15 protein-coding genes are annotated in these 20,374 nt (G+C 37.3%); 6 read left to right on the top strand and 9 right to left on the bottom strand.

Annotated features, from left to right (window positions below; all coding sequences use genetic code 11):
- The first annotated feature begins 9 nt into the window (after positions 1 to 9).
- On the top strand, positions 10 to 2,373 hold the full coding sequence (gene pbpC / locus I215_RS08765; protein ID WP_008991603.1) for a penicillin-binding protein 1C: 2,364 nt from the start codon (positions 10 to 12) through the stop codon (positions 2,371 to 2,373).
- A 65-nt stretch (positions 2,374 to 2,438) separates the two neighbouring features.
- Positions 2,439 to 4,088, top strand: coding sequence for a glycerol-3-phosphate dehydrogenase/oxidase (locus tag I215_RS08760; protein WP_008991602.1), 1,650 nt, complete (start codon positions 2,439 to 2,441; stop codon positions 4,086 to 4,088).
- 29 nt (positions 4,089 to 4,117) lie between these two features.
- On the opposite strand, the gene dnaE is transcribed toward I215_RS08760, so the two are convergent.
- Complete coding sequence (dnaE, locus tag I215_RS08755; RefSeq protein ID WP_008991601.1) at positions 4,118 to 8,500, bottom strand: DNA polymerase III subunit alpha; 4,383 nt, start codon at positions 8,498 to 8,500, stop codon at positions 4,118 to 4,120.
- A gap of 229 nt (positions 8,501 to 8,729) precedes the next feature.
- Here dnaE and I215_RS08750 point away from each other — a divergent pair, with 229 nt between their 5' ends.
- Positions 8,730 to 9,164, top strand: a complete 435-nt coding sequence (locus I215_RS08750) for a TerB family tellurite resistance protein (RefSeq protein ID WP_008991600.1) — start codon at positions 8,730 to 8,732, stop codon at positions 9,162 to 9,164.
- 66 nt (positions 9,165 to 9,230) lie between these two features.
- On the opposite strand, the gene fbp is transcribed toward I215_RS08750, so the two are convergent.
- Positions 9,231 to 10,238, bottom strand: coding sequence for a class 1 fructose-bisphosphatase (gene fbp, locus I215_RS08745; protein WP_008991599.1), 1,008 nt, complete (start codon positions 10,236 to 10,238; stop codon positions 9,231 to 9,233).
- Between the two features lie 113 nt (positions 10,239 to 10,351).
- On the opposite strand from fbp, the gene I215_RS08740 reads away from it, so the two are divergent.
- Entirely contained in the window at positions 10,352 to 10,834 is a 483-nt protein-coding gene (locus I215_RS08740; RefSeq protein WP_008991598.1) for a GNAT family N-acetyltransferase, read from the top strand.
- Positions 10,831 to 12,081, top strand: coding sequence for an aspartate kinase (locus I215_RS08735; RefSeq protein ID WP_008991597.1), 1,251 nt, complete (start codon positions 10,831 to 10,833; stop codon positions 12,079 to 12,081). Before I215_RS08740 ends, I215_RS08735 begins: the two co-directional genes overlap by 4 nt.
- A 97-nt stretch (positions 12,082 to 12,178) precedes the next feature.
- Here I215_RS08735 and I215_RS08730 read toward each other — a convergent pair whose 3' ends face one another.
- A complete protein-coding gene (locus I215_RS08730; protein ID WP_008991596.1) occupies positions 12,179 to 12,913 on the bottom strand; it encodes a hypothetical protein in 735 nt (244 codons plus the stop codon).
- A 563-nt stretch (positions 12,914 to 13,476) separates the two neighbouring features.
- Here I215_RS08730 and I215_RS08725 point away from each other — a divergent pair.
- On the top strand, positions 13,477 to 15,300 hold the full coding sequence (locus tag I215_RS08725; protein ID WP_008991595.1) for a GNAT family N-acyltransferase: 1,824 nt from the start codon (positions 13,477 to 13,479) through the stop codon (positions 15,298 to 15,300).
- A 17-nt stretch (positions 15,301 to 15,317) separates the two neighbouring features.
- Here I215_RS08725 and I215_RS08720 read toward each other — a convergent pair whose 3' ends face one another.
- The 6 genes from I215_RS08720 to rsmA all read right to left on the bottom strand — a co-directional run bounded on the left by I215_RS08720 (position 15,318) and on the right by rsmA (position 20,321).
- Entirely contained in the window at positions 15,318 to 15,629 is a 312-nt protein-coding gene (locus I215_RS08720; protein WP_008991594.1) for an ArsR/SmtB family transcription factor, read from the bottom strand.
- Between the two features lie 103 nt (positions 15,630 to 15,732).
- Positions 15,733 to 16,107 carry a TM2 domain-containing protein gene (locus I215_RS08715; protein ID WP_008991593.1) on the bottom strand — a complete coding sequence of 125 codons (375 nt, stop codon included), beginning with the start codon at positions 16,105 to 16,107 and terminating at the stop codon, positions 15,733 to 15,735.
- A gap of 343 nt (positions 16,108 to 16,450) precedes the next feature.
- Complete coding sequence (locus I215_RS08710; RefSeq protein WP_008991592.1) at positions 16,451 to 17,392, bottom strand: 2-hydroxyacid dehydrogenase; 942 nt, start codon at positions 17,390 to 17,392, stop codon at positions 16,451 to 16,453.
- Positions 17,393 to 17,458: 66 nt separating this feature from the next.
- Positions 17,459 to 17,929 (bottom strand): hypothetical protein, encoded by a 471-nt coding sequence (locus I215_RS08705; RefSeq protein ID WP_008991591.1) that lies wholly within the window; start codon positions 17,927 to 17,929, stop codon positions 17,459 to 17,461.
- Between the two features lie 128 nt (positions 17,930 to 18,057).
- The gene (gene mgtE, locus I215_RS08700) at positions 18,058 to 19,410 is read right to left on the bottom strand and encodes a magnesium transporter (RefSeq protein ID WP_008991590.1); all 1,353 of its coding nucleotides are present in this window, start codon (positions 19,408 to 19,410) and stop codon (positions 18,058 to 18,060) included.
- A 56-nt stretch (positions 19,411 to 19,466) separates the two neighbouring features.
- Positions 19,467 to 20,321, bottom strand: a complete 855-nt coding sequence (gene rsmA / locus I215_RS08695; RefSeq protein ID WP_040460124.1) for a 16S rRNA (adenine(1518)-N(6)/adenine(1519)-N(6))-dimethyltransferase RsmA — start codon at positions 20,319 to 20,321, stop codon at positions 19,467 to 19,469.
- Positions 20,322 to 20,374 lie beyond the last annotated feature (53 nt).

Genomic DNA, 20,374 nt, shown 5'->3' with positions numbered 1-20,374 from the left:
AACTAAAGGGTGAGATATAAAGGGATTAGAGGTATTACCAAAAATAATAGCATTCTAATAATAGTAGTGATAATTTTAGCTATTGCCTATTATTTTTGTTTGCCAAGCAGCTTGTTCTCTGTACCGAGTGCTACCGTAATTCAAAGTCGGGAGGGGGAGTTACTAAGTGCTAGAATTGCAGAAGACCAGCAATGGCGCTTTCCAGAAATGGACAGTGTTCCCGATAAGTTTAAAACCTGTATTTTAGAATTTGAGGATGCTTATTTTTATTACCACAAGGGCTATAATCCAGTCTCAATATTCAAAGCGTTATGGAGTAATATTAAAGCAGGCAAAATAGTTAGAGGAGGTAGCACTCTTACCCAGCAAGTTATCCGACTCTCCCGAGAAGGAAAAAGGCGGACCTATTTTGAAAAAGGTATCGAACTCATATTAGCCACCAGAGCAGAACTCAAATATACCAAGGATGAATTATTAAACTTGTACGCCTCTCATGCCCCATTTGGCGGAAATGTTGTAGGATTGGAGATGGCATCTTGGCGTTATTTTGGATTATCTCCAGATCAACTATCATGGGCGCAAAGCGCGACCTTGGCGGTTCTTCCCAACGCCCCAGGGCTGATCTATCCTGGAAGGAATAAATCAGCCCTTAAGATGAAAAGAGATTCTCTACTCAACAAATTATTTAAGAGTCAGAAAATAGATTCACTCACCTATCAGCTCGCACTTACCGAACCTCTTCCTGATAAACCTTTTTCCCTACCCCATCATGCTCCCCATCTATTACAAGAAATAGCTCTTAAAAACAAAGGTCATAAGATCACTACAACCATCGATTACCACTTGCAACTTCAGGTGAATAATTTGGTCAAAAGACATCACGGACATTTAAAACAAAATGGGGTTCACAATACGGCCGTTATGGTGATGGATATTTCAACTAGAGAAGTATTAGCCTACATTGGAAATAGTCCAACAAGTAGTGCCCATCAAAAGGATGTGGATATTATCAAAGCTCCTAGAAGTACAGGAAGTTTATTAAAACCTTTTCTGTATGCAGCTATGTTAGACAATGGAACCCTTTTACCCGAGGCATTAGTAGCGGACGTTCCTACACAAATCGCTGGATATCGTCCCGAGAATTATAGCCAGCAATACGTGGGTGCGGTGAGTGCTAGAAGGGCTTTAATACAATCCTTAAACGTTCCCTCGGTACGATTACTGCAGTCCTATGGTTTGGATAAATTTCATACCCAACTTAAAGGGCTCAAACAAGATTACATCGATAAACCTGCCAATTATTACGGATTATCTCTTATACTCGGAGGTGCAGAAAGCAGTCTTTGGGATCTGTGCAAGGCATATGCTGGCATGGCTTCCACAGTGAATCATTACACACAAACATCCAGTGAATATTACAGCAATGAATTTATTGACCCCATTGTAATAAAAGGGGAAGTAGCCGATTTTGGCCAACGTTCCTTACAACCACCACTTTTTGATGCCGGAAGCTTTTTTCAAACCCTTGAAGCACTAAAGGAAGTGAATCGTCCTGATGGAGAACAGGCATGGATGTATTATAAAGATGCAAGACCAGTTTCATGGAAAACAGGGACAAGTTTTGGTAATCGAGATGCTTGGGCCATAGGTGTAACCTCAAAATACCTTGTTGGAGTTTGGGTTGGTAATGCAGATGGTGAAGGAAGGCCTATGACAACAGGGGTGGGAAGCGCGGCTCCACTAATGTTTGATGTTTTTAATACCCTAGCGCAAAATCCCTGGTTTGAAACCCCTTTTGATGCCCTGACAGAGGTTTTTGTTTGTGCCAATAGTGGCTATTTGGCTTCCCCAATTTGCCCAGTTGAAACTACGGCGGTTCCTATAGCTGGAAGTCGTTTTAAAGTATGTCCCTATCATCGCCTAGTCCACCTAGATGATAAAAAGCAATTTCAAGTAAACACCTCATGTTATCCTATGGATAAGATGGTCACTACTTCATGGTTTGTCCTACCCTCCCTTATGGCCTATTATTACAAAACATCCAACCCCTATTATAAAAATTTACCGCCACTTAGGTCAGATTGTAAGACAAGTGAATCCATAGTGCCATTCGAATTTATCTATCCAAAGGATCAAAGTAAAATTGTGCTTACAAAGGGTTTCAATGGTAAAACCAACGAACTAATTTGTAAAATTGCGCATTCAGATCCTAAGGCGACGGTATATTGGTATTTAGACGACCATTTTATAGGGCAAACAAAACGATTTCACGAAATGGCTATATTGCCCAGTGAAGGTATACATCGTATTACCCTTGTCGATACCTATGGAAATCAGCAAAGTATTTCAATTGAAATTCAAAAAACACATTAAACCCAAGGAGTAAAAATCCATATTAATGTCGTATCTTCATGGGTAGTATAGAATCAATATTCCCAATGAACATTAAAACTTTTTCCAACCTCAACAGACAAGAAAACAGCCACGAAATTCGCAACAACACCTATGATCTTATCGTTATTGGAGGCGGAATCACAGGAGCTGGAATCCTGTTGGATGCTGCATCAAGAGGGTTAAAAACACTGCTTATTGAAAAAGGAGATTATTCCTCTGGTACTAGTAGCAAATCCACTAAACTTATCCATGGTGGTTTGCGTTATTTAAAACAATTTGACTTTTGGTTAGTAAAAGAAGTAGGAACAGAACGAGCCATCGTTCACAAGCTTGCTCCACATTTGGTACAGCCAGAAAAAATGCTACTCCCATTAGTTGAAAAAGGCTCCTATGGGAAATGGTTAACATCCATAGGACTTAAAATTTATGATATTTTAGCAGATGTCGAAGGTGAAGATCAGCGACAAATGTTAGATAAGAAGCAGGCCTTGGAAAAAGAACCTTTGTTACCGAAGAAAATTCTTAAAGGTGCAGGTTACTACGCAGAATACAGAACGGATGATGCAAGGTTAACTTTGGAGGTAATTAAAACTGCCTTAAGATATGATGCTGTGGCAATAAATTACACCGAAGTTCTAGAGTTTATCTATAAGGACAATCTGGTCAAAGGCGTGAAGGTTTTTGACCATTTACTTAAAGAAGAATATAAAATAGATGCTACCCACATTATCAATGCGACTGGACCTTGGGTTGATGATATTAGACATCTCAATAAAAGCTTACAAGGAGACACCTTACAATTAACTAAGGGTGTACATCTGGTTTTCCCACATGAAAAACTGCCAGTGACTCAGTCCATCTATTTTGATGTTCCTGATGGAAGAATGATATTCGCCATTCCAAGGGCAAAGGTAACCTATGTAGGGACAACCGATACGCTTTATAATAAAAATAAGGAAGAAGTGCGTACTGAGGTTGTGGATGCTATATATTTAATCGAGGCAGTGAATCACATGTTTCCAAAGGTAAACCTCACCCTAGAAGACGTGGTTTCATCTTGGGCTGGTCTTAGACCGTTAATTCAACAAGAGGGGAAATCACCTTCAGAACTATCTCGAAAAGATGAGATCTTTATATCTCCTTCTGATCTCATTAGTATTGCTGGGGGCAAACTTACTGGCTATCGAAAAATGGCAGAGCGAGCAGTTGATAAAGTCATCGATCGCATCGAAAAGCACAAGGGTGATTTACTGAAAAATTGCCATACAGATACCATCACAATAAGTGGAGGTCCATGGGAACATTATAACGAAGTTTTGCAGTACATCCAAAAAGTTTTTAAAAATATAGAACCGTTAGGATTTACCCAACATGATGCATGGTTTTTAGTCACCACCTATGGCAAACAGGTAGAGAAAATTTTAAAAATCTATGATAGTATAAATGAAAAAGACATCTACAAAAGACTAATTCAAGCTGAATTTCAATTTTGCACTGAATATGAAATGATCGCCACCCCTTCTGATTTTTTCATTCGTAGAACAGGGCGTTTATTTTTCGACATTCAAAGCCTAAAAGACCATTTAGACACTATATTACAGGCTTATAAGTACCATTTTAAAGTCAGGGATAGCCAAGTCGAGAAGGAGAAATCAAAATTATTGAATGCTATTAAAAACAGTGAGCTTCACTGATTTAAATGCTAATTAAACTTGTATTTAATTTAATTTAATTTATACACCAATTTTTGATTCTTTAATTCAACTAAGAGTTCATTGGATATCTGTACTTTTAGTTTTCTTGAAGGCATGGTCAATTTGATTTTATGTTCTTTTTCATGGACCACAAAATTCAAAGTACGATCTCCACTGTGATAGGAGAGCAAATCTTTTAAGTTTCTAATTCGCTCTTCCTTTAACTCGTTTAATTTCAAGTGAATTGTGAGTTTTCTAGCGTATTTCTCCAAGACATCTTGTAATTGTTCCATATTGTTGAACTGAATCCGCGGATCTCCTTTTTTACCAGTGTCTCTATTAACCCATCCTTCACGGATAAAAGCCTTAATATAGATAAAGGAATTGAGCATTAAGAAATGACGGAATCTAAGATATTCTTCTCCAAAGATCCTAAACTCATGTGATTCGTTGTAGTCCTCAACTGTAAATAACGCCCAACCTTTACCGTTCTTTGAAGTTCGATGTTGCACATCAGAAATAACACCAGCGAACGATATTTCTTTATTGACCAGTTCCTCCAAGTGGTTAAACAATCCGATATGTCCATTACAGAATACAGTGATTTCAGTTTTAAAATCGTCTAAGGGGTGTCCGGATATATAAATTCCCACGACCTCTTTTTCACGTCTGAGTTTTTCCATGGTTCCCCAAGTTTCACAAGGTGGAACCTCAGGTTCTGGGATCTGAACATCACTGGATTCCCCAAATAAACTTACCTGGGCTGAGTTTTTATTTTCTTGATATTTAGACCCATATTTCACAGCCTTTTCTAAAAACGACACTCCATCGCCTTCATGATGGAAATACTGCGCTCTATGCGTAGTTGAGAAAGAATCAAAGCCGCCAGCTAAGGCAAGGTTTTCAAAGGCTTTTTTATTAGCCGATCGAAGATCAATGCGCTTGGCTAGATCAAATACCGATCTATATTTTCCATCCTTTCTACAATTCACAATGGTTTCTACTGCTGCTTTTCCAACACCTTTCACTGCACCCATTCCGAATCGAATTGCCCCCATGTCATTTACAGTAAACTTATAAAAGGATTCGTTCACATCTGGCCCTAACACTTGTATTCCCATTCGTTTACACTCCTCTAAGAAAAAGGTCACTTGCTTGATATCATTCATATTATTAGAAAGTACCGCAGCCATGTACTCAGCTGGGTAATTTGCTTTAAGATAAGCTGTTTGATATCCAATCCACGCATAACAAGTAGAATGCGACTTATTAAAGGCGTAACTCGCGAAGGCCTCCCAATCTTTCCATACTTTTTCTAATATATCACGAGGATGTCCTTTTGCTTCCCCTCCATCGAGGAACTTAGGTTTTAATTCCTCCAAGAGGGCAAATATCTTTTTACCCATCGCTTTACGAAGCATATCCGCTTCCCCCTTGGTAAAACCTGCCAAAGTTTGAGATAACAACATCACCTGTTCTTGGTATACTGTAATTCCGTAGGTTTCATCCAGATACTCTTCCATCGCTGGTAAATCGTATTCTATGGGTTCATCACCGTGCTTTCTTCGAATAAAACTCGGAATGTATTCTAACGGACCCGGGCGATACAAGGCGTTCATCGCAATTAAATCGGCAAACACCGTGGGCTTTAGATCCTTCATATGTTTTTGCATCCCGGCAGATTCATATTGGAATATCCCAACAGTTTCTCCTGCTTGAAACAATTCATATGTCTTTTGATCATCTAAAGGAAAATCATCTGGATTTAAATCAATCCCGTGTTTGAATTTCACCAATTTGACCGTGTCCTTGATCAGAGTCAGTGTTTTCAGACCCAAGAAGTCCATCTTTAGAAGCCCTGCGCTTTCCACCACAGAGTTGTCAAACTGAGTCACATATAAATCCGAATCTTTGGCTATGGATACGGGTACGAATTTGGTAATATCATCTGGAGTAATAATAACCCCACAGGCATGAATTCCAGTATTTCGAAGCGATCCTTCTAGGACTCTAGCCTGATTTACCGTAAGTGCCTCTAGGTCATCCCCTTCGGAAATATTCTTTAGCTCAAAAACTTTATCTAGTTCTTCAGCCCGCAGACTCTCCTTTAACTTACTATCCTCCATCCCAAATATTTTACCCAATTTCATATTTGGAATAAGCTTTGCGATCCGATCGGCATCGTGAAGGGGTAAATCCAAAACTCTAGCAGTATCTCTAATGGAAGATTTTGCTGCCATGGTTCCGTAGGTGATAATTTGTGCTACCTGATTTGCACCATACTTGTTGATCACATAATCCATAACTCTGCTTCGTCCTTCATCGTCAAAGTCAATATCAATATCGGGAAGGGACACACGATCAGGATTAAGAAAACGCTCAAAAAGTAAGTCGTATTCAATGGGATCTAAATTGGTGATCCCCAAGCAATAAGCCACGGCAGATCCAGCAGCAGACCCACGACCTGGACCAACGGAAACATCCATTTCTCGGGCTGCGGCTATGAAATCTTGAACAATGAGAAAGTAACCAGGATAACCTGTGTTTTCAATAACACTTAGCTCGAAATCCAATCGTTCTTTAATCTCCTCGGTTATTTCAGCATACCTTCTTTTGGCACCCTGGTAGGTCAAGTGTTTTAAATATTTATTTTCACCTCTTTTTCCGCCATCAGTCTTGTCTTCCTCTACCTGGAATTGCTCAGGAATATCAAAAGCAGGTAATAGAACATCTCTAGCTAGCTCATAAGGTTCTACCTTGTCAATAATCTCCTCAATAGAGTAGATCGCATCAGGGATATCCTTAAATATCTCCTTCATTTCTTGACTACTCTTATAGTAATATTCTTGATTTGGCAGCCCATATCTATACCCACGCCCTCTTCCAATAGGTGTATTTTTTTTCTCCCCGTCTTTTACACAAAGTAGAATATCATGAGCGTTGGCATCTTCTTTACTTATGTAATAAGTGTTGTTAGTGGCTACAAGTTTCAGCCCATGTTTTTGGGCTAATTTGATCAAATCTCCATTGACACGATTTTCATCCTCTTGGTTATGACGAATCACCTCCACGTAAAGATCCTCACCAAATTGCTGTTTCCACCATAAAAGCGCGTCTTCAGCCTGAACCTCTCCTACGTTTAATAATTTCGAAGGAACCTCACCATAGAGGTTTCCAGTGAGCACTATAATATCCTCCTTATATTGTTCTACAACTTTTTTATCAATGCGAGGAACATAGTAAAATCCTTCTGTATAGGCAATAGAAGACATTTTAGCCAGATTGTGATAGCCTTTTTTATTTTTAGCCAACATCACTATTTGATATCCGTTATCCTTTACAGATTTATCCAAGTGATTTTCACACACATTGATGGTACAACCAACTATGGGTTTAATCGGTACTTGTGATGGCGGGATTCCAGCTTCTTCATCAGCCTTGTTTTGAGCTAATGCAGCTTTATTATGATTTCCTACTTCTTTGACAAAATGGAAAGCTCCCATCATGTTATTCATATCGGTAATGGAAACCGCAGGCATTTTGTTATCAGCGGTAGCTTTGACCAAATCTGAAATACTAGCAGTAGATTGTAGTATAGAGAACTGTGAATAATTATGGAGGTGTGCAAAGGTTGCTCCCTCGAGATCTTTAATGTTTTTATGAAGCTCTTCTTTGGATAATTCTTCATCAGGAGCCTGTTTGGCAAGTTTTTTTCGAATCTTATCCGAGGCTACTTTTAGGTTAATATGTTTTAATCCTATAAGCCTGATTGGCAAAGGATTCGCCTGTGTAAAATTTCTGAAATAATCCTCAGGAACATCCAATTCTTCTCGCGTAAAAACTTGCCTACGAATCAGTTCTAGAAAACAACGAGTTGTGGCTTCAACATCCGCAGTTGCATTATGGGCCTCCGCAAAAGGTTCTTCAAACAAAAATTCATGAAGTTCTGTCAAGGTCGGTAATTTAAATTTACCTCCTCTTCCTCCAGGAATTTGACACATACTAGCGGTGACCTCTGTACAGGTATCTAAAATAGGTAGGTTTTCCATGGCGTTTGCCACACCTAACCGATAGAACTCAGCACCCATAATATTGACATCAAAACCAACATTTTGACCCACTATAAATTTGGTTTTTTCGAGTGCCTTAGAAAACTTCTCTAATACCTCTTGTAATGAAACGCCTTGCTCCTTTGCAAGTTCTGTAGAAATTCCGTGGATTTTCTCTGCGTCAAAAGGAATATTAAACCCTTCAGGGTTAATGAGATAATCCTGATGTTCGATCACAGTTCCCATCTCATCGTGCAACTGCCATGCGATTTGAACAGCCCTTGGCCAATTATCAACATCACTTATAGGGGCATCCCATCGCTTTGGCAATCCAGTGGTTTCTGTATCAAAAATCAGGTACATATATCGCTATCTGTTTAGTATTGAAGATCTTAGTCAAATTGACTTTAAAAGCTTAAAAATACGTAATTTAAAGGGAGTTTAAAACAGAAACCAAAAAGAGTTATCAACGACAAATTCTTGAAAAGCTAAGCTTACAACTCTTTGATTTTTAATGATTTTAAAACAGCAAAAAATTATAGATTAATTTGTGGGTTTAATTATCTTTGTCGATCACATAAACCTATTATCAATGTCAATTTCAGATTTATATTCACCAGGTTTTAGAGAGAGAAACCGTGATCATTTTGCAGCAATCGTAAGAGTTGCCTTGTCCGATGGTGAAATTAATGCTCAGGAAAAAGCCTTTTTGGATCGCCTCGCAGACAACCTGGACATCTCAATGGAGTTATACTCAAAGGTATTGGAGAACCCTACCGCTTACCCGATAAATCCTCCAATATCCTATGAGTCTAGATTAGATCGTCTTTACGACATTGCTCGAATGATCTATGTTGATCATATCGAAGATGAAGACGAAATGCGCGTGATGCGAAGACTAGCAATTGGCCTTGGATTTCGATCAGAAATTGTAAATGACCTCACCAAAAAAGCACTTGAACTAATTCATGAAGGTGTTGATTTGGATGACTTTTCAGATGGCATAAGAAATCTTGTTCCAGCGTAAAATGGTGAACTTTATACTCTGACCACCTAAAGAAAAGCATCTTAAATACGGATTTTCTTTATGTGGTTAGTTGTATTTTGCAATAAACTCCTCAGCCTTGGCTACCATGTTTTCACTGCCACAGAAAAATGGGATTCGCTGGTGTAATTCCGTGGGCACCACATCAAGTATGGGCTTATATCCGTCGCTTGCTCTTCCTCCTGCTTGTTCTGCAATAAAGGCCATTGGGTTACATTCGTACAACAAACGCAACTTACCGTTGTTTGATAAACTACTCTTGGGATAGATAAATATCCCACCTTTTATCATATTTCTATGAAAATCAGAAACTAAAGACCCTATGTATCGAGAGGTATAAGGCCGATCCTCCTCTTCCTCTTGACAGTATTTGATATATTTTTTAACTCCTACAGGGAAATGAACATAATTACCCTCATTGACCGAATAGATTCTTCCATCCTTAGGATACTGCATATTAGGATGTGATAAGTAGAATGTTCCAATAGCGGGGTTTAATGTAAACCCATTAACACCAAATCCTGTGGTATAAACTAACATAGTTGAGGTCCCGTAAACCACATAACCAGCAGCAACTTGTTGCCTGCCAGGCTGCAAGAAATCCTCAATACTCACCGGGGTCCCAATAGGGGTAATTCTACGGTAGACTGAAAAGATCGTTCCAACAGAAACATTTACATCAATATTACTTGAACCGTCCAAGGGATCGAAAAGCACAACATACTTGTTTTGATGATTGTTATCCTTGCTATTTATAACCACAAAATCATCCTCCTCTTCAGAAGCTATACCACAGACAATTTCTCTATTGGTCAAGGATTGTATAAATTTCTCATTGGCCAGAACATCCAATTTCTGTTGATCCTCTCCTTGCGCATTTATATCTCCGCTTGAGCCGAGAATATCCACAAGCCCTGCTTTATTTACCTCGTAGTTAACTACCTTTGCCGCCAGACGAATGGCGTTGATTAATTTTGATAACTCCCCTGTAGAATAGGGGAAAGCCTTTTGATTTTCAATAATAAACTCCCCTAGAGTTTGATTTTTTTTGGTCATGATGTTTTTTAAGTTTTTCAGCACACAAATATCGGTATTTTTGTGAAACTACAACGTTTTCGTTAAAAATCATTTTTATAGTATTATAACTTTAAGTTATATTTGTAACAGATATGAAACACACAATTCGCATAGCAACAAAAAGTGATATGAGTCAAGTTCTTGAACTTATTAAGGAACTGGCTGAGTTTGAAAAAGAAGCAGATGCCGTAGTGATCACCAAAGAAGATCTGGAAAGAGATGGTTTCTCTGAGCATCCTTTATTTAAATGTTTTGTTGCAGAAATGGATGGCCACATAGATGGTATTGCTCTTTTCTATCCTCGGTATTCCACTTGGAAAGGAAGAACACTTCATTTAGAGGACTTGGTAGTTCGAGGTAATAAACGTGGGTTAGGATTGGGAAGTGCGCTATTTAAAGAGGTGATTGCTTATGGATCCAAGCAAGGTGTGAGACGTATCGAATGGGTAGTTCTTAATTGGAATGAAACAGCGGTCGAATTTTACAAGAAAAATGGTGCGTTAGTTTTAAGTGATTGGGATACCGTTCAAATGGATGAAAACGGAATAAAAAAATTTATAGCTAAGAATTCATGAGAATTTTCAAATTTGGAGGAGCCTCTGTTCAAGATGCACCTGGAATACAAAATGTAGTTAAAGTCCTAGAAACTGTTGGACATCAGAATACACTTTTGGTCGTATCGGCAATGGGGAAAACAACCAACGCTATGGAAGTGGTGGTAAAGAATTACTTCGAAGACAAGGGTAAACTTCAAGAAAGTTTTGATACCATTTATGATTATCACTATAAAATAGCCCTGGAGCTTTTTGAAACCAAACAGCATCCAATTTTTGCTCGATTAGATGAATTATTCGAGCAAGTTCGTGGATTTCTAGCGTGGAATAAATCTCCAAAATACAGTTTTGTTTATGACCAAGTCGTAGGTTATGGTGAACTCATCTCTACTAGTATTATTAGCGCATATTTAGCTAAATGCGGAATGACAAACAGCTGGCTTGATGTGAGAGATTGTATAAAAACCAATGACAACTATCGTGAGGGTACTGTTGACTGGGAACATACCCAGCAGTGTATCGCTGAGAAGGTAGATAAGAATAAGCTATATGTCACCCAAGGTTTCTTAGGTAGTGATGACAATAATTTCACAACAACCTTGGGAAGAGAAGGTTCAGATTATACCGCTGCAATTTTCGCTTATTGTCTAAATGCTGACTCTGTTACAATCTGGAAAGACGTTCCTGGGGTATTAAATGCAGATCCGAGGTATTTTGAAAATGCAGAATTACTTAACAAAATCTCCTATAGAGAAGCAATAGAACTTGCTTTTTACGGGGCTTCTGTAATACATCCAAAGACACTACAGCCCCTACAACGAAAAGAAATACCGCTACACGTAAAGTCATTTGCTAATCCGACAGCCGAAGGAACTGTAGTTATGAAAGGAGAAAGTATCTCTCCTAAAATCCCGTGTTTTATCGTTAAAAAGGACCTCGTACTTATGAAGTTATCTTCCTTAGATTTTTCCTTTATAGTGGAAGAAAACATCAGCGAGATCTTTAAATTATTTAGCGATAATCGCATGAAGGTTGATCTAATTCAAAATTCTGCAATTAGTTTTTCTGTTTGCGTTGACAACAAATTCAATAAGTTAGACGATTTGCTAAACACCCTAAAATCCAAGTTCAAAGTATCGCATTACGAAGACGTATCCCTATATACCATAAGACACTTTAACGATCAAGCAATAAATTCTTTACAAAATGGAAAGGAAGTATTGGTTGAACAAAGAACACAACAAACTGTTCAACTAGTTGTCAAGTGAAAAATACCATAATTATAAAAGCCTAAATCTGTAGGGGTACACCACAGATTTAGGCTTTATAAATTTAGTGACTTTAAGAAAGTTACAGTAAATCAAATTAATTTCGATCGATAATAGTCTCCTTCACTTGGGTTAGAATATTACTGTCCAAAATAATATTTAAACCATCTTCAGCGCATATCATAAATCTGTGAACCTCATTAGATCCTACGCTAACTTCACTACTCAAAGTATAATTATTCAATTGCAAAGTTCCAGCGACTAATCCTAATCCTTCTGCATTTCTATAATAAATGTTATAATAAGTCCCAAAGTCAAATAACTCAACTCCACCAAACACTGGAACACTTGTAATTGCTTTGTTCTTAACTACCATAATACTCGCATAATCATTGGTAACTGTTACATCTACATTTTCTAATATGCTAAAATCAACTTCACTCTCCCCATAAAGGTATAACACATCGGAATGCAATGGTAATTCCCACCGTCCATTTTGTGTGGTGTGGTTGGTCACAATCACTTTGTATTTTCTGGCTGGAACTTCAAAGATTGTTTTCCCTATTCCTACATCAGTGTGTTCAATAGTAGCCGCCGAACCATCTATGGGAATAAAATACACATTGAAGGATGATGGGATGGTATGCTCGTACAATGCTGGAAAATCACAAGTAGCCCTGCGTTGCATCATTGGTCTTGTTTCACTAGCCATCAATACATCCATATTCAATGTAACATTTTTTACTCCCAGTTCTACTTCTTCAATAAGGGCATCTGAATCTGAACTACAAGCTGCCATTACCACAGCTAAGACTAAAATTAACTTTTTCATTTTTTTGTAAATTATTTATTTGTTGTTTAAAATAAAGCACAAGAAAGCATGGGTCCAAAATAGATTTTTACCTACACATGAACGATTTTTAGAATCGAATAAAATTCCTAATTTTTAAGGTTCGGGTAGTTGGGGATACCATTAAAAATAATATTAAAAAGAGTGAGATTTTAGCTGCTCATCGATAATATTTACCACTTGTCGATTCCACTCATTTTTCCTTGTAACCACTTATTTTACAAGGGCTGGCAAAAGTAATATTTAAAAACAATACACACAAGAAAGAATAGTAATTTGTTATCTTTTTATCAAATTTCACCATAGATTTTTTTGATAATACACATTTATTAAATTAGACATTCAGCCAAAATAGAAGGAAATTAAAATTTTCTAAGATATACTTTTATACTATATTACAAACAGCTTTAATACGACAAAGGATTTTAGTCGCAAAAAGACCCTAGTATATTTATTAAAACAGAAAGTTCACATAAGATTAAGATTCTATAATACTGCAATCATTCTTTTTCTATATTTGTATGTATATGATAATTCATTGCTAAATGGGATTGGTAAGCGCAAAAGAAGTCGCTAAAGTTATAAAGGCAGATAAGTTAGGTGTCCTAGGAACTTTTAGTGGATGGTTTTTAATGAAGGTGTTAAATTTATCAACACTCAATGCTGTCTATGATAAACACAAGGATAAACAAGACTTGCATTTTTTAAACTCCATTCTCGAGGAGTTTGAAATTAATTTTGAAATCCCAGAAGAGGATTTTAAAAGAATCCCTAAAGATGGTGCATACATTACGGTATCGAATCATCCACTTGGAGGAATCGATGGAATTCTACTATTAAAATTACTTTTAGAGCATCGTAGTGACTATAAAATTATAGCGAACTTTTTGCTACACCGTATTGTTCCTTTAAAACCCTATATCATGCCAGTGAATCCTTTTGAAACACATAAGGATGCCAAGAGCAGTATTAGTGGATTTAAACAAGCTTTATCGCACTTAAAGCAGGGACATCCATTAGGAATTTTTCCCGCTGGAGAAGTTTCTACCAATAAGGATGGTAATCTGGTGGTAGATAAACCTTGGGAGCCAGCAGCAATGAAACTTATAAAAAAGGCAGAAGTCCCAGTTGTCCCTATATATTTTCACGCTAAAAACAGCAATCTATTTTACCGATTGTCTAATTTTAGTGACACGCTAAGGACCGCTAAGTTACCTTCTGAATTACTTAATCAGAGAAATCGAGTAATTAGAGTTCGCATAGGTAGACCTATTAGCGTGGAAGCTCAACAGGAATTTGACAACCTTCCAGAATTTACAGATTTTCTTAGAAGGAAAACCTATATGCTTTCCAACTCCTATGATCAAGATAGATTACTAGATAAAGTAACTACAAGCCTAAAATTCCCGAGATCCCCAAAAGAGATTATAACCCCAGTGGATAAAACTCTTATGGAACAGGATGTCGACAAACTCAGAGAAGAGGATTTGCGCCTATTCCAAAGTAAGAATTATGAAGTCTTTTTGTCTACCGCTCAAAAGATGCCAAATATCATCAGAGAAATTGGTCGCCTGAGAGAAATCACATTTAGAGCAGTGGGTGAAGGGACTAATCGCGCCATTGATTTGGACGAATTTGATTTGTATTACCACCATTTATTCCTTTGGGATAATAAAGAGAAGGCTATCGTGGGTGCCTATCGTATGGGCTTGGGATCCGAAATTTTTAAATCTCGCGGGATTGATGGTTTCTACCTCCAAGATCTATTTAAATTTGAACCCGAACTCTATCGGATGATGAGCGAATCTATAGAGATGGGGCGTGCATTTATTGTAAGTGATTATCAGCAAAAACCGATGCCTTTATTTCTACTATGGAAAGGAATCGTACATACCACTCTTCGCCACCCTGAACACAAATATCTCATCGGAGGAGTAAGTATAAGCAACCAATTTACAAACTTCTCTAAGTCCCTGATGATTGAGTTTATGAAATCTCATTATTGGGATCCATACGTAGCACAGTACGTACGCCCGAAGAAAGAGTTTAAAGTAAAACTAAAGGATGCAGATAAGGAGTTCGTCTTTGATGAAACCGCATCAGACCTTAATAAATTTGATCGGTTAATCGACGAAGTAGAACCAGGAAGTCTTCGACTACCTGTTCTTATTAAAAAATACATTAAGCAAAATGCAAAAGTAGTAGCCTTTAACGTGGATCCGTTATTTAATAATTCAGTAGATGGTTTGATGTATATCAAAATTGCAGATCTTCCCGAGAGTACGGTAAAACCCGTAATGGAAGAATTTCAAGCTGAATTAGAACGCAAACATATAGAGGAGTTAAAAAACAATCACAATGAGTCCTAAGGAGGCGTTAAACATCTTTAGTTTTGTTCCTGGAAAAAGGTGCCAACAAGTTGTTTAACCTCATAGAGCTTGTCGATATTAATAGTGTAACAAACCTTCTTCCCTTTTTGGGAACTTTTAATTAGTGCTACTTTTCTTAATTCGACAAGGTGCTGTGAAATAGTTGCCTGTGCCAGATCAATTTCCTTAACCATATCGTTGCAAATACAGCCCGGATTTGAACTTATAAACTGTAGAATTGCAATCCGAGCAGGATGCCCCAAGGCTTTAAACGTTTTTGATAGTTCGTTATGCTCCATTGTATGAGCTGCAATTTTCGTAAACCCCATAAATTCTATTCATCTGTTGTCAAAGTGGTGGTTTGGGGGCAGTCACGTATCTTTGCCATTATTCCTTTAATATACACCTAAGATAGGAGCTATGCTCCTATCTTTAGAACCAAGGCTTTCTACCTATTTGGTAAGTGGCATAAAATTCTGCATCTGATTTGGTGAGGTAAATAATTCCTTCGATCAAACCAATTATCATCGTTAATCCAGCACCCATTCCACAGGTAATACCTCCTAAAATTAAGGTGACGGCCAGCATAATAATACCCTCTTTATTATAGCCCAGAATAAATTTATGAATTCCAAAAGCCCCAAAGACAATCGCTAGTATTCCAGCCAATACTTTTTTATTATCACTTCCTCCAAAGGCATCTTTCATACCATCTGTAAACTCATTTGCTGATTGTTTTGCGCTTTCGCCAGTCTTCTTAGCAAAATCTTTTGCCTTTTCGTCAAAGTCTTTTTCGTTCTCGTTCATAGTGTTATCTTTAAATTAGTTAGTCCAGACTAATTTACTAAAAAAGTAGATACTTTAACAAAAAAAGACAGATTAACCGTAATATGCACCATTGTAGCGCATTTACCCCATCCAACTAGCGCTGAAAACATTACTCTAATGCGACTTTAGAGAGCAATATTCACCGATAAGGATATTTTCTATCTTACATCCTAGGTCAGTTTATGGGTCTATTTTTTACTGTTTTGGTCACCTGATCTTTAAAAAGAGTCGTAGGCATTACAAAGAATAGCCAAAATGTGCCAATTTCAATCTTTCAAAAAGAGATCATTGAAAAAGAAGTGATACCATAAAAAAAGTAAATCTAACTCACTGCAAATTCTTGTGTTATTTTATCTAAAATAGTTTGAGATAATTTAATTTTACTCTCTATAGTCCATCCAGCTATATGCGGGCTCAACAGTACATTATCAGCTTGGATTAAATACTTAAAAGCCTCAGGCATATCATCCCCAAATAAATTTTCAAAGGAAGCCTTCTCATACTCTAAAACATCTAAACCAGCACCTAAAATTTTTCCTGATTTTAAGGCAGCTACTAAATCCTCTGTAACCACACTTCTTCCCCTTGCTGTGTTAATCAGCCAAAATGGTTTATGAAATTCTTCGATAAACTCCTTATTGATCATATTGATCGTTAATCCCGTTTGTGGGGTGTGAAGGCTAAGAATATCGACCCGCTTTTTGAACTCCAGCATTCCAACTTGTCGTGCGTTCTGATCACCAACCCCTCCTAGGATATCATAGCAGATCACATCACAATCAAATCCTTTTAGTTTCTTAGCAAAGGCCTTGCCCATATTTCCGTACCCAATAATTCCAACTGTTTTGCCTTCAATTTCAATGCCTCGGTTTTCTTCTCTTTTCCAGATACCACCTCGCACCTGCTTATCAACACGATTAAGGTGATTAAGCAACGATAACAGCATTCCTAAGGCCTGTTCCCCAACAGCATTCCTATTGCCTTCAGGAGCATTAAAAAGACGAATATCCATTTCCTGAGCCTTATCAACATCTATGTTTTCTAGTCCTGCACCAACTCGACCTATGAACTTCAAATTTGTCGCTTTTGTTAAAAATTCTGCATCTATTGGAATACGACTGCGAATAATTAACCCTTGATAATCTCCTATTTTAGATATAATTTCATCCTTTGGTGATTTGTAGTCGATATGATTTTCATAACCTAGAGCTTGAAGTCCTTCTATAAGTAACGGATGGTTTTCATCCAAGTGCAATACTTTCACGATAAAACAATTTAAATTCTGTTTACAAAAGTATTAACTTTTCTAGGTTATTTTGAGTAAAGTTTTTTAATAGTAGGTATTGACCATTTTTCTCAGAGCACTGATTCGGCCTTGTTGCTGCCGAGCGTGGACTATAATAAAATCCTCTAAAGCTCCGTTTTTACCGAGATTTTGATCCATCATTTGGTTTAAAATTTCAGCACTCTTTTCCTCAAGCGTAAGTGCTTTATTTAACAAATACTTTATTTCTTTTGATTTAAATATCAGACAAAAAGTGATATGTGTTATATAATATATACTTTTTACTTTGGGAAGAAAAAGGTCGATGGGATTATTGGATTTAATATGACGGTGAAGCTCATTACAAAATTTTGATTTCGTGAAAAAACTAGTTTCGTAGAAAGTTTTCAAACCTTCAAAAGACATATAATATTGGCATTCATTATAGGTCTCCTTAAGCTTTATACTAACAGCATACAACTCTAGGGTGTTTCGCCTAATTTGATTATTATGTTCATTATTCTCGAAGTCACCCATTTAAGTAGTATAATAATGACAAATATACGCCAATTAAGGAATATAAGTCTTTACAAAAAAACAGAATATAAAGATGTTAGTGAAAATAATTATCCAAAATGCGTGAAAATTCGGTAAAGTTAACCCTCTCAGAAGCCGAGGATTAATTTCGCAATGGTAAAGTAAATTAAAATTCCAAAAACATCGTTACTCGTGGTGATAAATGGACCCGTTGCCACAGCTGGGTCGATACCCTTTTTATCCAAAAATATTGGAACAAAAGTTCCTACCAAAGCTGCAATAATAATCACTGCAATCAACGCTACACCAATGGTTGCGGACACCAGATAGGAGGTCTGAAACAAAAAATGGCTAATAATTAAAACTACCAGAGCGATTGCACAACCATTAATTAAACCAAGTATAAATTCTTTTCCTAGTCGTTTAAATAACTCACCTCTTATGGTGTCGTTAGCGAGTCCTTGTACAACAATAGCAGAGGATTGAACACCCATATTACCTGCAGTTGCTTGTATTAAAGGTACGAAACTAAGTAAAATTGGATTGGCCATTGCCCCTTGAAAACTACCGATGATACTAGCTGCCCCTAGCCCCCCAAACATTCCAATTAATAACCATGGAAGGCGCGCTTTAGTATGAACCCATACATCGTCATCCGCTTCTACATCCTGGGTAATACCCGCTGCCAACTGATAATCCTTTTCGGCTTCTTCTTTAATTACATCTACGATATCATCAATGGTAATCCTCCCCACCAATCGACCTAATTCATCAATAACAGGGATCGCCTCCAAATCATACTTGGACATCAATCTTGCTACATCTTCGGCTCTATCATGTACCGTCACATAATCCACCTTCGGAATATAAACACTACTAATTTGAGCCTTTGTCGAGGTAGTCAATAAATCCTTTAAGGATAATCGCCCTTTTAGTTTTTCATCGTTATCTACCACATATATTGAATGCACCCTAGTGACATTTTCAGCCTGTCGTCTCATTTCTTTGACACAGGTAAGAACATTCCAATTTTCATTTACTTTTACTAACTCCTTTGCCATAAGTCCCCCAGCAGTATCTTCATCATAACGCAAAAGTTCAACTATATCACGGGCGTGTTCTTTATCATCGATCTGGGCGATAATTTCATTTACCCTGTCCTCTGGAAGCTCGGCTATAATATCTACCGCATCATCGGTGTCTAGTTCACTTATTTCATCTGCGATCTCCTTAGCCGAGAGATTACTTAGAATCTGTTCCCTGATATTCTCATCGAGTTCTGTAAGAACCTCGGAGGTCTTTTCGCTATCAAGTAACTTAATAATATAGGTGGCATGCTCAAAATTGAGTTCATTTATGATTTCCGCAATATCAGCATAGTGAAAGTCCTCCATCTTCATTCGTAAGGCTGAATCAGACTTACTATCAATCAGGAGTTCAATTTCTTCAATTAATCCATCACTAAGCTTAAATGGAATCATAGGCCTATATATTTTCAGAATTCTTCCTTTTCTATGTCAAAGGGCATTCCATGTGTTTAACTTAAATCTTGTTCTACTAGTGTACAAAGTTTTATAAAATCTTCAACACTTAATTGTTCGGGTCGCAAATTGAACAGTTCTGTTGCTCTTAATTCTTCTGAAAGGTCAAATGGTTTTAAACTATTTCGAATCGTCTTTCTACGCTGTCCGAATGCTGTCTTAACTAACCTAAAATACAACTTTTCATCACAGCCAAGGTTAAAACCTTCTTTTCTTTTTAATCGAAGCACACCAGATTCTACCTTTGGTGGGGGATTAAAAACCGATGGCGGAACCGTAAATAGATACTCCGCGTGGTAGTATGTTTGAGTCAACACCGACAATATTCCATACGCCTTTGTTCCGTGCTTCTCACATATTCTTTGCGCAACCTCCTTTTGAAACATTCCAGTAAATTCTGGAATTTGAGATCGCCATTCTAATGCCTTAAACACGATCTGTGTTGAAATATTATAGGGAAAGTTTCCTGTAATAGCGAAGGAGTCATCCCCAAATAGCTTAGATAAATCATACTTTAGAAAATCTGCTTCTACAATCTTAAAAACGCTCTTAGATGGTTTTACTAATGGGTATTCAAGTAAAAATGAATCATTGAGATAAGCGATCGATTCTCTATCCAAATCCATGGCATATAAATCAACTCCTTTTGCTAATATGTGTTTTGTTAAAACTCCTGTTCCTGGACCTATTTCTAACACCTTGGAGTAATTTTCTAAACTTAACGTATTCGCAATTTTCTGTGCAATATTCTCATCTTTTAAAAAATGCTGACCAAGATGCTTTTTGGCTCTTACTGGATCTTTGCTATGATGGTGCTGATCTGGTGTTTTATAAAATTTCTTCTTTTTCAAAGCCTTTAAGTTTACGGAGTTTAATACCGAGAATTGAAAGTCCGGCAACAGAT

The organism is Galbibacter marinus (assembly GCF_000300875.1).
Taxonomy (GTDB): Bacteria; Bacteroidota; Bacteroidia; order Flavobacteriales; family Flavobacteriaceae; genus Galbibacter; species Galbibacter marinus.
This window is presented reverse-complemented; position numbering and strand designations above follow the sequence as displayed.

Coding starts and splice junctions, on each gene's coding strand:
- I215_RS08760 (WP_008991602.1), top strand. CDS start 2,439: ATGAACATTAAAACTTTTTCCAACCTCAACAGACAAGAAAACAGCCAC.
- dnaE (WP_008991601.1), bottom strand. CDS start 8,500: ATGTACCTGATTTTTGATACAGAAACCACTGGATTGCCAAAGCGATGG.
- I215_RS08750 (WP_008991600.1), top strand. CDS start 8,730: ATGTCAATTTCAGATTTATATTCACCAGGTTTTAGAGAGAGAAACCGT.
- fbp (WP_008991599.1), bottom strand. CDS start 10,238: ATGACCAAAAAAAATCAAACTCTAGGGGAGTTTATTATTGAAAATCAA.
- I215_RS08740 (WP_008991598.1), top strand. CDS start 10,352: ATGAAACACACAATTCGCATAGCAACAAAAAGTGATATGAGTCAAGTT.
- I215_RS08735 (WP_008991597.1), top strand. CDS start 10,831: ATGAGAATTTTCAAATTTGGAGGAGCCTCTGTTCAAGATGCACCTGGA.
- I215_RS08730 (WP_008991596.1), bottom strand. CDS start 12,913: ATGAAAAAGTTAATTTTAGTCTTAGCTGTGGTAATGGCAGCTTGTAGT.
- I215_RS08725 (WP_008991595.1), top strand. CDS start 13,477: ATGGGATTGGTAAGCGCAAAAGAAGTCGCTAAAGTTATAAAGGCAGAT.
- I215_RS08720 (WP_008991594.1), bottom strand. CDS start 15,629: ATGGGGTTTACGAAAATTGCAGCTCATACAATGGAGCATAACGAACTA.
- I215_RS08715 (WP_008991593.1), bottom strand. CDS start 16,107: ATGAACGAGAACGAAAAAGACTTTGACGAAAAGGCAAAAGATTTTGCT.
- I215_RS08705 (WP_008991591.1), bottom strand. CDS start 17,929: ATGGGTGACTTCGAGAATAATGAACATAATAATCAAATTAGGCGAAAC.
- mgtE (WP_008991590.1), bottom strand. CDS start 19,410: ATGATTCCATTTAAGCTTAGTGATGGATTAATTGAAGAAATTGAACTC.